We start from the raw sequence: 14731 nt of genomic DNA, 5'->3' as shown, positions 1-14731 counted from the left end.
ACAGATCTAATTCATTATTCCGTAGTTTACGATTTCGACATCTACGAGAGGCGTAAAGTGAACTTTTGAATAATCTTCTTTCCAGTTCAGATTGCTCCAAGTATCTGAGTGAAAAGCGATGAGTCTACGGCCAATTTCAAATCCATCATGATGTGCCTGAAGTATTTTATCTACTACCACTTTAGCTTTTCTAGTTAATTCCTCAGAAAGCTCCTCATCTAAATGGTCCAATTTCTGAAGATTGTATAGATGGTCACGTGGGTATTCAATTGCTGTCACTTTTAACTTCATATTCAACCTAACATCGATGTCTCGATGGCCCTGAGTTCCTACCTTCATCGTTCTTTTAATTTTTTGAATATCCATTGTAATATAATTTTCAGGCTTCTGTTCTCCCTCTTTATTGCTCCTTACTGTTAAGCTTGCTGTCTTTGATAACTGATTTTTCATTAGCATATATAGTAATGACTCATCCGTATTTAATGTTCCTCGCATCATATCCCCTTGGAACAAGGCTGCACCAGCGATCGAAGGATGTTCGTTGTTCTTAGATATATATGGAGCTGCAAAATCTTGACCAGGATCCAGCATACTGGAGCAGACGAGTTGAAGATTAACCTTCGGCACAATGGTCCTTTGCTCTGCACTCCTTACCAGATCATAGAAATATTCACCGACCAGGCTCGTTCCAGTTAATTTCAAATTGATGGCATCATGAGCACTTCCTTCAACCACAGCAATCCTTGAGTTTAACGCACTTTTGGGATCACGATAGAATACATCAAGTATCGGATATATACCTTGCTTCGCTAACTCCTCCCCGATTAAAATGACACGCAGCTTCGAAGAAGATACTCTACCAGAGACTTCTCTGTCGATTAATTCTCGGGTATGTCTACTTGTATTTCCGATAACGGAATGTATTTCATTAACCTGTTTCGATCCAGATTGCGAACTACCTATATCGAGTAAGGATGTGGTCGATTGGATTTTCCCATCAGGAGTCAGATCAAAGCCTAATACGTATGCAATTTTGTCTTGATTCAGTAATTGTTGATCCCAACAACCTGATAACATCGTTATCATGATGCAGACTGTGAACAATACGCTACCTAACTTCACCGCATATCCCTCCTAGATTCTTTTACATTGAACAGCAAGGATATCAACAATAGTAAGAGTGGAATTCCAATTACAAATATATAGCTCAGGGTAGATAAGAAATTTCCTAATATGTAGTTTGTGCGTGGTGCTTGGAATATCAAACCAATCACAAAAACAAGGAGCACCGTATAAGGGGCTGCCTTCGGATGATCACTATGCTTCTGAAATAGATTAGCAATTCCTCTTGAGGCCATAAACACATACCCAATCAATGAAGAAGCTGATGCTACAGCCCATAGTGAGAGAAAGTATAGATCTGGACGCTCAAACACTGAAAAAGATAGAGCTTTTACCATGTAGAGTAAAGGCTGAGGAATGAGTTCCATCTCAGCTGGACTAAATACGATAATGCTCGTGAAAACTGCGAATGCGTACAATATGGTCGTAAACATATTCGCAAAGCCCGCCGCTTTAAGTTTTCCTAGGCTTCCACCCTGCACGAAGGGATAACATACCATGAGCATCTCGTAACCGGAAAAAGAGGTCATGGCTTTATGTGATCCCTTTGCTATTTTCTCAATCCCGGATTGTCCAATAGGTAACGCATAGAGAATATTCACATGTGAATACGCGTAACAAATGATGAGAATCACAACGATGTTGCAGAAAAAGACGAGTACGAAAAAACGAGCGATCGTCTGTAATCTTTCTCGTACAAGATAAAGACAGACACCTAACATCATACCCATGACGACCCATCTGGGTGTATCAATTAGGATCCAATTCTGTACGGTTATGCTAAACTCAACAACGATAAAACTGGATATCGTGATAAAATAACCGGTGTATAGAAGTTGAGCCAGTTTACCGATATAGCGTCCGAGTAGAGTTAACAAATTATCATACAATGTATGTGTTGGAAATCGTCTGCTCAGACTCCACATGATGACAATGAACAATTGAGTCAACAGTCCGGCGAATAGCACTGAAATCCATGCATCCCCTTTGGATACGTTATGCACTCTAGCAGTTAGTCCAAGTAAGCCAACACCTATTTGAGTCTGAATGATCAAAAATATGAGCTGTCCCGGAGTAATTTGTTCTTTTGTATTAATCATTCTTCTTCTGCCCTTCAGCTGCTGATGATTGAATTTCAAGTTCTTGTGGGGCTGGATCATTCGGACGCTGCTTTAACATCCACTGAGGTAACCGAACAAATGTGTCTTTCCAATCCTTCCATCTCATCGGTGCTGCTGGGGCGAAATAAGGCGTACCAAAAGACTCTAATTTGCATAAGTGAATTAGAATGATCATCAGACTATATACAATTCCGAAAAATCCGAATAGAGACGCAGCAATCATAACTGGAAAACGAAGCAGTCGTACCGAACCACTCATCTCATGAGAAGGAACTACGAAAGATGCAATGGCAGTTAAAGCTACAACAATAATCATAACGTTCGATACCATACCTGCTTTGACAACGGCATCGCCAATAACGAGACCGCCCACAATCCCAATCGTCTGTCCTACGGGTCCTGGAAGTCGGATTCCAGCTTCTCGAAGTAATTCAATCGTCAGCTCCATGAATAATGCCTCAAGTATTGGAGGGTACGGAATATTCTCGACACTAATTTTGATCGGTAGTAATAAATCCTCCGGAATCACCTCATAATGAAAAGATACAACGGCAATATAATAAGCCGGTAGGGTGATGGCAATCACAAAGCTAAATAAACGGATGAGTCTGATAAACGACCCTTGCAAAGAACGAAAACGGTAATCATCCGGCGATTGATAAAAGGCAAAGAAAGTTACCGGCATGATTAAAGCTGTAGGGCTCCCCCCCGCTAATAAAGCTACTCTTCCTTCCAACAAGTTCCCTACGACCCTATCAGGTCTTTCGGTATGTAACAGCTGTGGAAAAGGTGAGAAAGATTTGTCCTCTATGTATTCTTCTATCATTTCCGTTGAAGTGATATTATCCGCGTCGATTTGATTTAACCTTTGATCGATCTCCTCGACGAGTTTGGGATTGGCAAGATTCTGTAAGTACACAATGACCACTTCTGCCTTTGTTTCATTTCCAAGTGTGTAGCGCTTTACAACTAAATTGCGATTCTCTATCTGCTTACGAATGAGCTGAAGATTAATACTGACATTCTCTACAAAACCTTCGTGTGAACCTTTCACTACCTTCTCATTACTTGGTTCAGTAACACTTCGATCAAAACTCGATTTTACGTCAATAACGAAGCACTCTTCTAACCCTTCTACAAAAAGGACAGCATTCCCCTTGACAAGATATTCAATTACTTTCTCAAGATCATCGTATTTATTGGATCTAATTGCAATGAATATCTCATCCAAGTCTCGATCTTTCGTATCTAAGATAGGATTTAATATTTCTTCACGTATTTTGCTTGGATCACACATGGTCTGCATATATAAAAATTCACTAGTATGCCCTGGGATCGTTACCGATTGGCGTACTAAATCATCTGTATGAAATAGAGCATTTTGAAGGTATTCAATGTTGCTTTGTACAGATTTATGTACTGGCTGAGGAGTCAGTGTGGACTTTTTCGATAAAGGCTTACTTCTTCTTTGATTGTTATTAAACATGGTTTTAAAAAAGCCCACGACGCTGCCTCCTTCTCATCATCTGAAAGTTAAGTTGTATATTCCCCACAATGACAGGAACATATTCCTTTAATAGAACTTTCAAGGGTAATTTATCGTCCAGAGAGCTATCCTAATCCGTCCTTTTGATATCAGGTGAAGTCCATTCTCAATGCACAAAAAAACTGCTAACCGCATTAGAGGGATTTTTATCCCTTGCTTGCGTTTCGCAGTCTTTGTTTAACTAAATGCATATAATTATGATCTATACTTACGAAGCAGTGCATGCTGACAAGCCGTTTGCAGGTCTCTCCATGTTCGGTTAACTGTGCTATTCTCCATAGCTGCAGATAGCCCTAGAAGCGGGAACAATTCCTGTCCACATCGCAAGGACATTTCCGCCATCGATATACATTGTTCTGAAACAGCGGATTCTTGTTCAGAGAATAAACGTCCTTCCTTCAATAGCTCATCCCACGATTGTGTAATGCACGAATAGAAAGCTGTTTCACTTCGCGTTAGATCTGTCTTTAAGGTTGTTAATTGTTTCTCTACATAGGTATGACTCGGTTTCTGTGCCAGCAGCTCTTCTGCTGCTTGCAGGAAGTGCTCCGCGATACCAAGCGTCACTGCTGCAAAAGAAGCTTGTGCAAAAGGAAGGAATGGATACTTATAGATCATCTCATTCTCATAGGCTTGTATTTCGGTAATATCAAATGTCATCTCATCAGGTACGAAAGCATTGGTGGCTGAAATTTGGTGACTAGAAGTTGCTTTCAAGCCAAAAGCATTCCAGTCCGGATTGATATGGATTTGCTCAGGCCATAAAATCATAGATCTAATTACTGGAGCTTCATCAGATAAAGCTGTTACTTGTTCCTCATCGGGTTCCACAATCACATTCGCAGTAAACACAGTGGCATGTGTTGACCCACTGCAATACTTCCAGCTTCCATCCACGATAAATCCGCCTTCGACACGACGAGCCTTTCCCGTCGGCATTCCACTGCCAGCGATGACTGCATTGCGGTGGGCATATACTTTGCGACTTATATCAGGACGCATAAACGAGGCAAAAAAACCTCCTCCTGCACCGATCGTAACCAACCAGCCCATGTTTCCATCAATACGCGAACATTCCTGAAATATTCTCACAGCATCAGGCAACGATGTCATGCGTCCTTCCAATTCATTCGGTACGAATAAATGGAACAAACGATGATCGTAAATGAGCTGAAGCAATTCTTCTGATATCTGACCATCCTTCTCCATTCGTAAAGATTGCTCTCTGATCTTATCTACCTGCTGCTGACTTAGTAACATCTCTTTACACCGCTTTCCATATATTTCGTTCCCTCTATTCTATCATGCGCTTTCACTTAACTCTATTCTATGAGAAGTCGGTTATAGGCTTCTACATAGTAAAAAGACAACTCCTTCTAGATCTTTTAATCTAGAGGAAGCTGCCTTTAGGTTGCGTTATAGTATAGGCGACAAAAGTCGAGAAATGGACTCTTTAATCCGAACCCACTTCGATCGTTCTAAATACTTCTCCATGGTAAGCAGTTCGGATACCAACATGTCTTCTCTAAAATCTTGACTTAATCTTTGAGCGATGGCTTCATCGTAAATAAACGCATTCACCTCAAAGTTTAGTTTAAAGCTTCTAAAGTCGATGTTGGCCGTACCAACGGATGCGATTTCTTCATCCACCACGAGTGTCTTAGCATGGACAAATCCATTGCTGTACTGATAAACTTTTGCGCCAGCTCTCAGCATCTCTCCAATATAAGAAAGTGTAGCCCAATACACAAACATATGATCCGGCTTATTCGGAATCATCACATTCACTTCCACGCCAGACAAGGATGCTACTCGAAGCGCATCGAGCACACTCGAATCAGGAATGAAGTAAGGTGTTTGAATATAGATCGATTTACGCGCTGATGTGATCATCTTCAGATATCCGTTCTTAATATGTTCATATTCGGAATCCGGCCCACTCGTTACGATCTGAATACCTACATTACCCTTGGAAGGTAAATGTGGAAACAGACTAGGGAAATACACAATATCGTGATCCGCAGATGCCTGATTCCAATCCAGTATGAATCTAGTTTGGATCGAGTAAACAGCCGTCCCCTCAATTCGGAGATGTGTATCCCGCCAATAACCAAACTTGGGGTTAAGTCCAAGATACTCATCACCCACATTAAATCCTCCGACATAGCCGATCTTTCCATCAATGATGACCAATTTACGATGATTACGATAATTCAATCGAAGGTTAATGAGACGATATTTGGATGGAAAAAAGGCTTCAGCTTGCCCCCCTGCTTCACGAAGCTCTTGTAGAAACTTTTGATTGATTCTTCGGGAACCAAGCTCATCATATAGCACACGAACTTTAACGCCTTCTTTAGCTTTTTTCGTTAATAAATCGAGAAGGTGCTTACCCAAATTATCCTTCTGAATAATGTAGTACTGGACATGGATAAAATCAGTAGCCTCTTCAATATCTCTAAATAGAGCAGCGAATTTGGCTTTACCATCCGTAAAGATCTCCACTTGGTTATCTTCACTAAGTACAGCTTGATTGTGCAAAAGATTCATGGTGATTAAATCTTTATTCTGACCCGATATGTAGTTCTTAAAATGAAACTGTTCCGATCGAAAAAGGGATTCTTGAAATTTCAATCCCCGATCGAGCCCTTTTTTCTTAATATCATCCCAGTAGAATAACCGCTTACGTCTGAAGTTTTGAGCGAAGAACAGATATAGAACGAATCCGGCAATAGGAATGAGCAATAACACCAACAGCCATGCCCAGGTTGATCCTACATCACGTCTCTCCTGAAAAATAACGACGAACGCAAATATGATATTCAAAAAAATTATGAGCCCGAGCAGCACCGTTGTAACGTTCATACTCATCTTCCTTTAACTCATATATTTGTCGTTTAATCAGTCCGCTGATTTCATTATACATACGGACATCAAAGCATTAGCATACCAATAACCTCTCTCCTCTGTCTAGATGTATCAATTCCTTATATATATTATCCCTATACATAAAAAGCGAAGAATAGTGAATACTCACTGTATTGTTACTCAGCACGTATTCCCTGATATGGAGATTGACACCATGCCTTCAAGCAAAAAAATATCCATTCTTGAAACTTACTTCATATTACTCCTTGCATTAGGTATCACAAATCACGTTATTCTGATCCCTCTACTGCTTCAAACGGCAGGTCGGGACGCATGGATGGGCGTCATTCTAACAACGGTGCTACAGCTTGTTTGGCTTTATATCTTCTACATTATTATCAAACGAACAAACCAGAAATCGATTACGCTGTGGTTTAAAGAACGCTTTGGCTTCGTTGTAGGCTGGATCTTTTTAATCATTACAACGTGTTATTTCTTTCTTATGGCGCTAGTAATGCTACGAGAAACAACAACCTGGATCAAGGTCACTTATCTGCCTCAAACGCCAAAGTTTTTTGTGTCGATTGTCATCATACTATTATGTGTCTATGTTACTTACAACGGAATTCGATCTATTGCCATTATTTCCGGTATCCTTCTCCCTTTTGTATGGATATTAGGACATTTCGTAGCGGTAACGAATCTCCAATATAAAGACTACTCTTTATTGACTCCGTTATTTGTTGATGGATATACCCCTATGCTACGTAGCATGATTGTAGCGGGTGGAGGTTTTATGGAGCTAATAATCCTAATCTTTATTCAGCATCATATATCCCGTAAGGTCAGTTACATGGCACTAGCCGTACTAGCTATTCTGTTAGCTGGACTTACCCTTGGTCCACTCATGGGGGCTATTGCAAATTTCGGGCCCGTTCAAGCGATGCAAGCCCGCTACCCTGCGTTTGACCAATGGATGCTGGTGACGATAACCAAATATATAACTCACATTGACTTTCTAGCTCTTTATCAATGGATATCAGGTGCTCTGATCCGAATTTCACTATTCCTGTTTATGATCACAGATAGCATTTCTTTCAAAAAATCTAAATCCAAGTTGATATTTCTACTTATCCTGGGCTCATTGTTGTCCGGCTTGTCGTTAATACCGGTGATTGATCGACAACTTGAGCTTTATGTGATGGGGAAGTACTCCTTGCCATGTCTTCTGTTCTTAGTAGCTCTATCTTTAGTGATTCTATGCGCAACTGCATTCAAGCCAAGACCAAAAGGTGATTAGAAGATGCATACTAAACCCAGAAACCAAATGTTCCGTAGAAAATCCAAGCCACTTGAGAATCGTGTACAGACTATCCCGAAGACAATAGATGAGCAGACTCTACGCTCGCTATTCGATTCATCAGCAGATGTGGTAATCTCCAACTTCCCTAACAACACGAAAGATGTGCTACCCGCTTTAATCCTTTATTGCCAAGGCATGATTGATTCTACAATCATGACACAGTACGTATTTCCCGAGTTGATGCAAATGCTTAATACGGTCGAGGATTGGGATCAACTTACGAATGAGCTCTCTAAATCTCCCAAATGGAGTGAACTTACGGATCATTCTCAAATTGTAAATGAGGTGTTTTCAGGGAAGTTAGTCGTTTTTTTTCCTACGGAGAAAAGCTTGTATTGGATCGATATATCACAAATGCCTAAACGACAGCCTGAAGAATCCAATACAGAAGTATCCCTCAAGGGAGCTCGGGATGGATTTACTGAGGATATCAGTACCAATGTGGCATTGATCCGAAAACGTCTGCGAACAGCTTCCCTGAATCATGAACAACTAATTATAGGAACAAGAAGCCAGACTAAAGTTTCTTTATTGTATATAGATGATATCGCACGTCCAGAAGTTATTGATGAGGTTAGATCTCGACTCAAAGGGTTGAAGGTTGATGCCCTTCTGAATAGCGGACAGTTGGAAGAAGGAATCTCCGACTCTTCCCTAGCCCTGTTCCCGCTAGTTGATTACATTGGGAGACCTGACTTTGCAACGGAGTGTTTAGTAAATGGACGATTTATCCTTTTGGTTGACGGCTCTCCAATGGCGCTAATCGCACCATGTAACCTTCTTGAATTATTGAAAACGCCGGAAGATTCTTACTTCCCTTACCATTTTGTCATATTCGAAAGAATATTGAGGCTAATTGGTCTATCTATTGCTCTCTTTCTACCAGGATTTTGGGTTGCTCTAACCTCTTATAACATGGATCAAATTCCATTCCCACTGCTTGCTACCGTGACTAATTCAAGATTCGGCCTTCCCTTCTCCTCCCCAGTAGAAATCTTACTTATGCTTGGGATGTTCGAATTATTCAGAGAAGCAGGGGTTCGACTACCTAAAGCTGTTGGTCAAACTATCGCTGTATTAGGAGGACTGATTATTGGTGATGCAGCAATACGAGCAGGACTAACATCTCCGACAATGCTCGTTGTTTCTGCAACAACAGCCGTCGCTACATTTACTTTGGTGAATCAGACATTAAGTGGAACCGTGAGTATTATTCGGATCTATATCCTCTTTTGGTCATCTATCTTAGGTCTACTTGGATTTTTCGTTGGAATGCTAAGCGTTATCGCCTACTTGTCTGTATTAGAATCCTTTGGGCTACCATATTTGGCGCCGGTTTCTCCACTGACCACGAAGGATCTCATGTCTGCAATTCTTACGAAACCATGGGCTTTTATGAAGAAAAGGCCCGAAATCCTAAATCTAATCGATGATACTTCCCAAGAAGGGGAATCGGAATGACATGATAAACTGTAACGGAGTACTCAAGATCATAGCTTCACTCCTGTTATTAATCTTGTTATGTGGTTGCTGGGATATTAAAGAAATACAGGACATGAACTATATATCAGCTATTGGGATTGATTACAACGAAGAAGATAAGAAATTTGTTTTGTATACCCAAATGCTCGATTTCACCTCCGTAGCGAAGACTGAAGCAGGGAAGTCAAGCACACAATCTCAAGTATGGATCGGGAAAATTGAAGGGGAAACGCTCGATATGGCCATGAATAATCTATATAATTCCGCTCAGGAACGAACTTCTTGGGGTCATATTTCCAGCATTGTCATTGGTGAGACACTTCTGAAATCTGAGGTACTTCCTAAACTAGATACTCTAACACGCTATCAGGAGATTCGCATGACACCATGGGTTTTTGGTACGAATGAATCTATGGAACATTTGTTCTCTTCCCCTGCATTCTTTAACCTTTCCCCTTTGAATACTCTTACGCATGAGCCTATGGAGGTGTATAAACAGAAATCGTACATTGTTCCTATCCGGTACTTTGATTTTATAGCTGAAGTGACTGAGCCGGCTTTTACCGTGTTGCTTCCAAGTTTATCGTTTGATGACACCACATGGAAAAAGAACGATAAAGCAGACCCCAAACTCGTTTATAACGGAGTATACGTGATATCTAAAGGCAAACTTAACGGATTACTTTCAGAGGATAAAATAACGGGGTTACGCTGGTTAGAAAAAAACACAAGACGTTCACCCATTCCTATTTACAAAAATAATGACCTTGGTGCTGTCTTGATCTTGCAAAGTCCAAAAATCAAAAAAGAATTGATTATATCTCAAGGAGTGCCACGGTATAGAATTCATGTCAAATTGAAAGGAAATGCGGTTGAAGTCCGTAAAGAATATACAAGAAGTGAACTTGAGCAAGAAGCAGCGAAAGTAGTAACGGAAGAAATATGGGATACTTATAGACATGGCAAGAACATCAGAGCCGATCTATATAGCCTAGAGCATCTTTTATTTAAAAAGAACACAGCTCTTTGGAAGAATCTTAAACAATCCAGTGACTTCCTCCTCGATGAACAATCATTAGACCTAGTTACTGTTGACGTCAATTTAGAACATACAGGAATGAAGCTTTTACCGAAAAAGGAGTGACCTTCCTCGCTCTTAAAGCTTAATTGAGTAGCTTATAGCCAAACCTCATGAAGAAGAGACCGTCCTTGAATGAACGGTCTCTTCTTATTTCTTACATATAATGTCGATGAACCTCTGCCGCAAGACCTTCAAGCAATTGTCCCCGCTGCTTTGATTGATCTTGATAACGTTCAATGATCTGTTGAAGTTGTGTATGTTCACCCTCTGTTTCTCGCTTTAATAGCATATCATTCATCAGGAGCATACGGAGATCGCCGATCAGATGCTCCTGCTCAAAGTGCATTTCCACAAGGCTCTCCAGCACTTCCTTCACTTTAACAAACGATAAGGATGATGCGTTATCCATTGTAACGACCTCACTTAATCCTCTCTCTGTTAAAGAAATGCTATAATAACGCATTGCTCTTTGTTCCCCTTCAACTTGAAGCATCTCTTCCGATATAAGCTCCCGCACACGGTACTCAATGAACGAATCTGTAACGGACTGCTCCGTATATCCGATCACTTCACCGACAATTCGAGCCGACTTACAATAATGTCCGTTTATTGCGCCTAACTTGAATGCGGCTTCGAGTATCTTGTGGTCGAAATAACTTTCTGGAACACTCTGCAGTTCACCATCAATCAATACTCGTAGCATCGTTGATTCAGACGTTAAACGATGCCAATCGTATGCTAACTTTTCTTTCTCGTATACGGATAGTGACTCTTCTTGACCTAGCAGAGACATCAAGTGATGAGGAGGTATTTCACCGGTTTTCATATATTGACAGCGATCATTATTTAATATTTGCGTTGCATTAATCACCTGAATGCTAGTATCCCTCGCTACATTCGCAACAAATCTTCGAAGACCACATTGCTCTGGCGCAGAGTCACCTGCCCAAATCACAATTGGATACTTGGCGAATTGCCTCGGCAGTGCTTCCCAGTCAAAAGACGCTCTCATGAGCCTCTCCATCCATGAGTCGCGTTCTTCAGAATTACTAAACTGATCACAAAACCAACGCAACCGTAAATTCGTACTCTGAGTGCTATGCTCTTTCGGTAACGGTCCAATCATTAGATTGTCTTCGAGCATCACAGGAATTTCGCCTTCGTGATCTTGAAGCACTATTCGTAAAGAACCAAGAGTAGATGCATCAAACACAATATGTAGACGTTTAATATTACGATGAAAACTTAGGGATTCCTCAATATATGATTCATTAGCCAGACCCCACTCAGAATCAAAAGCCCATAAATATCGCTTCATCACATCATGTCGCTCTTCCGCAAGAATTCTGGCGCCGTCGGTATTCATCATTGATTTCAGCTTTAATAACTTCTCGTAAAAATGATTAATAGAAGTACTTCGGCCACTTCGATATTCTGACTTCGTGAACGTTTCTCTCGGTCTAAGCTCTGGATCATAGATCGCCTGACCCTTCCATCCGGAATAGGTAAAGGTACGAGCGATTCCAATCGCACCTATGGCATCTAGCCGATCTGCATCTTGAACGATCCTCCCTTCAAGTGTAGGTAGAGGTTCATTAGAACGATTCCCAAATGACATATTGGCAATGATATCAAGAACATGTTCCCGCTCATTTACTTCAACACCCGCTTCAACCAACCAAGTATTCACCTTGTCTATTCCCGCTTCTTTCGAAGCATTAAGTTTCTCATCTGCAATATCGTGAAGTAGTGCAGCTAACTCACATATGTATACATTCGCACCTTCGATCATTGCAAGCAAACATGCTGTACGAGTAACTCGAACGATATGCCACCAGTCGTGACCGCTCCCGTCATCTTGCAATTCGGCTCTTACAAACAGTCTAGCTTGTTCTAGAATGTATTCCCGAGGGTTGCCCACAGTTCTATGACACCTCCACTATTATGTTCGTTCAAACCTTGATCTTCATTTCGCTGTCCTAACATGAATTCCTGCATAGATCATACGCCCTCTTTCCATTTCAATCACTCGATCTTGATGATGAGGATCAATCCACTCTAAGCGGTGCGTACTCATGACGACGGTACTCGTGAGCGCTAGCTTTTGGATAAGATGTCGAAAGATCATGACCTCCATCAAATCTAGCCCTTCGAAAGGTTCGTCTAATATACAAACCCTCGGATTGCCTATTAAAGCCTGAAGGATTCCGATGCGTTGCCTCTGACCACCCGAGAGCCTGAATAGTTTCGTCTTTCGCTCATTCCACAGGTCAGTGCTTGTAAGCCATTCTTTCATATGACGCTTCACTATATATGTAGGAATGCCTCTCTGTAGCGCTTGGTGAAATAGATATGCCTTCACACTCATTTCCGGGTACCCGATAAAGAATTGGGGTACATAACTTATGATTTGTCGTACTTCACGGGTGGTCATTTTACGGTTACAGAACAAATGTTCGCTACCGCGTAAAAAGTACACTATCGTTCCTTCTGAAGGTGGAATGACCGTAGTTAACATTTGAAGTAAGGAACTTTTACCGGAACCGTTCGGTCCAATAAGATACGTAATACCCGGTAAGAACGTTAGTGAAAAATCATCAACAACCTTACTCCCGTCAAGGATCTTACTCACATGATTGCAATCAATCGTTATCTTATTCATCTAGTTGATCCCCCGTTTTTCGCTGGCTCAGAAGATAGAATAAGAATAATCCGGCAGCTATAAGTAACATCATCCATCGGAGAGGTTCAAAGTCATTTCCCATCGAAAAAGTGACTATTTCCTCGGGGTGAGAACGTTTGTTCCCTTCCGAGACAATAATCCCTAGAACGGATAACATCAGAATGGATTTCCAAACACCAAACCACTGTATGAACACAAAACAAATTAAGGCAACTGAAATAACCGGAATACTCCAACCTACGATGAATCCAATCAAAGAGTTCTGAGCACCTTGATCTATGAATATGAAAGACAATGGAACTGCCACAATGATCTGGAATAGCATGACGAGTATGAGGCGAGTAAGTGTCTGCTCCAACAAACTGTATCTCCCTAACTGTTCGAGAATCATTGTACCTTGATCACGTGGACGGAAAGCATAAACGATTGTCCCCAGAATGATCAAGGTTAAGCCAAGCGTCCATAAGAACAGATCGTTATATTTCTCCGTATGATAGGTTGAAGCAATATACCCTGTAGCGACGATAGAGGCTCCCGTTGTCAGCCAGCTACGGAATCCATAGGCATTCCATTGCGAACGAATGAGTCCTAATAATCGAGAATATTGTTTTTCATTAGAAGATGTTCGTTGAAAAAGATCGAGTTCTTCCGGTTCTTGAACTACTTCGCCCGCTCCGTTCTTCTTAACAAATTCAATTAACTGGAACGTGTCTTCACGAGATGGCATAGGGACAGTTAAACTTGAAAGTCTTGGTTCCATGCGTTTCTCAATAGATTCCAGCTCATCTAATTCTTCATTAGAAAGCTCGTCTAGTTCGATCTTCGAATCCTTGGATGAACTCATTCCAACCCTCTTCTTATCTGAATCTTTCAACTAAAGTCCACCTCTTCTCTGTAATGACGATTTCCCTGTATTTCCTTCTTCGATGTATTGGTCTGAATCTATAACAGCTTCCAGTTGTTTAAGCCCTCTAAATAATCGAGACTTCACTGTATTGAGAGGAATCTCAAGGGTCTGTGAAATTTGTTCATAAGATAGATCTTGATAAAATCTCAAGTAAATGATGATCCGGTGGTCTAGATGTAACTGATTTAAAGATTCCAGCATCCATTGGCGCTCAATTTGATGATCTATAATATGTATAGTCTGCATCTCAAATAGTTCACTGTCTCGTGCCCAAGGGATTTCATGTCTTGTAGAAGCTTTCTTCCAATAATCCTTACATAGATTCGTTGCAATCTTATAAATCCATGGCTTTAACTGTTCAGGGACACGTCCATATTGGGCATGACGATATAGATTCATAAATGTATCCTGAACAATGTCCGCTGTCGTTTGTTCATTCATGGTCATGCGATAAACGTAGCCGTATAAAGGCTGATGATACCGATGGATTAAACTTTCCAATGCTGATTCGCAGCCTATGACCAGTTCACGTAATAGATCTTCGTCTTTCATGTGCTG

Annotated in this window: 12 protein-coding genes; 3 read left to right on the top strand and 9 right to left on the bottom strand. The window is 41.0% G+C overall.

Going from position 1 to position 14731, the window contains the following annotated elements:
* Positions 1-6 precede the first annotated feature (6 nt).
* From AC3WJJ_RS01615 to cls, 5 genes are all read right to left on the bottom strand, one after another.
* Complete coding sequence (locus AC3WJJ_RS01615) at positions 7-1122, bottom strand: Ger(x)C family spore germination protein (RefSeq protein WP_492537411.1); 1116 nt, start codon at positions 1120-1122, stop codon at positions 7-9.
* Positions 1119-2222, bottom strand: coding sequence for a GerAB/ArcD/ProY family transporter (locus tag AC3WJJ_RS01610; RefSeq protein ID WP_492537409.1), 1104 nt, complete (start codon positions 2220-2222; stop codon positions 1119-1121). The genes AC3WJJ_RS01615 and AC3WJJ_RS01610 overlap by 4 nt, the downstream gene beginning before the upstream one ends.
* On the bottom strand, positions 2215-3747 hold the full coding sequence (locus tag AC3WJJ_RS01605; protein WP_492537408.1) for a spore germination protein: 1533 nt from the start codon (positions 3745-3747) through the stop codon (positions 2215-2217). The genes AC3WJJ_RS01610 and AC3WJJ_RS01605 overlap by 8 nt, the downstream gene beginning before the upstream one ends.
* A 237-nt stretch (positions 3748-3984) precedes the next feature.
* Positions 3985-5049: an acyl-CoA dehydrogenase family protein gene (locus AC3WJJ_RS01600; protein WP_492537406.1), complete on the bottom strand. Its 1065-nt coding sequence runs from the start codon at positions 5047-5049 to the stop codon at positions 3985-3987.
* Positions 5050-5205: 156 nt separating this feature from the next.
* Entirely contained in the window at positions 5206-6654 is a 1449-nt protein-coding gene (cls, locus tag AC3WJJ_RS01595; protein WP_492539540.1) for a cardiolipin synthase, read from the bottom strand.
* 217 nt (positions 6655-6871) lie between these two features.
* Here cls and AC3WJJ_RS01590 point away from each other — a divergent pair, with 217 nt between their 5' ends.
* From AC3WJJ_RS01590 to AC3WJJ_RS01580, 3 genes are read left to right on the top strand one after another with little or no spacing between them, the layout of a single operon-like run.
* A complete protein-coding gene (locus AC3WJJ_RS01590; protein WP_492537404.1) occupies positions 6872-7957 on the top strand; it encodes an endospore germination permease in 1086 nt (361 codons plus the stop codon).
* Between the two features lie 27 nt (positions 7958-7984).
* Positions 7985-9481 carry a spore germination protein gene (locus tag AC3WJJ_RS01585; protein WP_492537402.1) on the top strand — a complete coding sequence of 499 codons (1497 nt, stop codon included), beginning with the start codon at positions 7985-7987 and terminating at the stop codon, positions 9479-9481.
* 1 nt (position 9482) lies between these two features.
* Positions 9483-10646: a Ger(x)C family spore germination protein gene (locus tag AC3WJJ_RS01580; RefSeq protein WP_492537400.1), complete on the top strand. Its 1164-nt coding sequence runs from the start codon at positions 9483-9485 to the stop codon at positions 10644-10646.
* A gap of 91 nt (positions 10647-10737) precedes the next feature.
* Here the strand turns inward: AC3WJJ_RS01580 and AC3WJJ_RS01575 are convergent, their stop codons facing one another.
* From AC3WJJ_RS01575 to AC3WJJ_RS01560, 4 genes are read right to left on the bottom strand one after another with little or no spacing between them, the layout of a single operon-like run.
* Positions 10738-12504, bottom strand: coding sequence for a DUF3658 domain-containing protein (locus tag AC3WJJ_RS01575; protein WP_492537398.1), 1767 nt, complete (start codon positions 12502-12504; stop codon positions 10738-10740).
* 45 nt (positions 12505-12549) lie between these two features.
* A complete protein-coding gene (locus AC3WJJ_RS01570) occupies positions 12550-13245 on the bottom strand; it encodes an ATP-binding cassette domain-containing protein (RefSeq protein ID WP_492537396.1) in 696 nt (231 codons plus the stop codon).
* Positions 13238-14140 carry a hypothetical protein gene (locus tag AC3WJJ_RS01565; protein WP_492537394.1) on the bottom strand — a complete coding sequence of 301 codons (903 nt, stop codon included), beginning with the start codon at positions 14138-14140 and terminating at the stop codon, positions 13238-13240. Before AC3WJJ_RS01565 ends, AC3WJJ_RS01570 begins: the two co-directional genes overlap by 8 nt.
* A complete protein-coding gene (locus AC3WJJ_RS01560; protein WP_492537392.1) occupies positions 14141-14725 on the bottom strand; it encodes an RNA polymerase sigma factor in 585 nt (194 codons plus the stop codon).
* Between the last annotated feature and the right edge of the window lie 6 nt (positions 14726-14731).

The sequence above is a fragment of the Paenibacillus sp. FW507-14B1B genome (assembly GCF_058781425.1).
This window is presented reverse-complemented; position numbering and strand designations above follow the sequence as displayed.

Bases quoted from the DNA above. Each gene is read 5' to 3' on its own strand.
- AC3WJJ_RS01610 (WP_492537409.1), bottom strand. From the start codon at position 2,222: ATGATTAATACAAAAGAACAAATTACTCCGGGACAGCTCATATTTTTG.
- AC3WJJ_RS01600 (WP_492537406.1), bottom strand. From the start codon at position 5,049: ATGTTACTAAGTCAGCAGCAGGTAGATAAGATCAGAGAGCAATCTTTA.
- cls (WP_492539540.1), bottom strand. From the start codon at position 6,654: ATGAACGTTACAACGGTGCTGCTCGGGCTCATAATTTTTTTGAATATC.
- AC3WJJ_RS01590 (WP_492537404.1), top strand. From the start codon at position 6,872: ATGCCTTCAAGCAAAAAAATATCCATTCTTGAAACTTACTTCATATTA.
- AC3WJJ_RS01585 (WP_492537402.1), top strand. From the start codon at position 7,985: ATGTTCCGTAGAAAATCCAAGCCACTTGAGAATCGTGTACAGACTATC.
- AC3WJJ_RS01580 (WP_492537400.1), top strand. From the start codon at position 9,483: ATGATAAACTGTAACGGAGTACTCAAGATCATAGCTTCACTCCTGTTA.
- AC3WJJ_RS01570 (WP_492537396.1), bottom strand. From the start codon at position 13,245: ATGAATAAGATAACGATTGATTGCAATCATGTGAGTAAGATCCTTGAC.
- AC3WJJ_RS01560 (WP_492537392.1), bottom strand. From the start codon at position 14,725: ATGAAAGACGAAGATCTATTACGTGAACTGGTCATAGGCTGCGAATCA.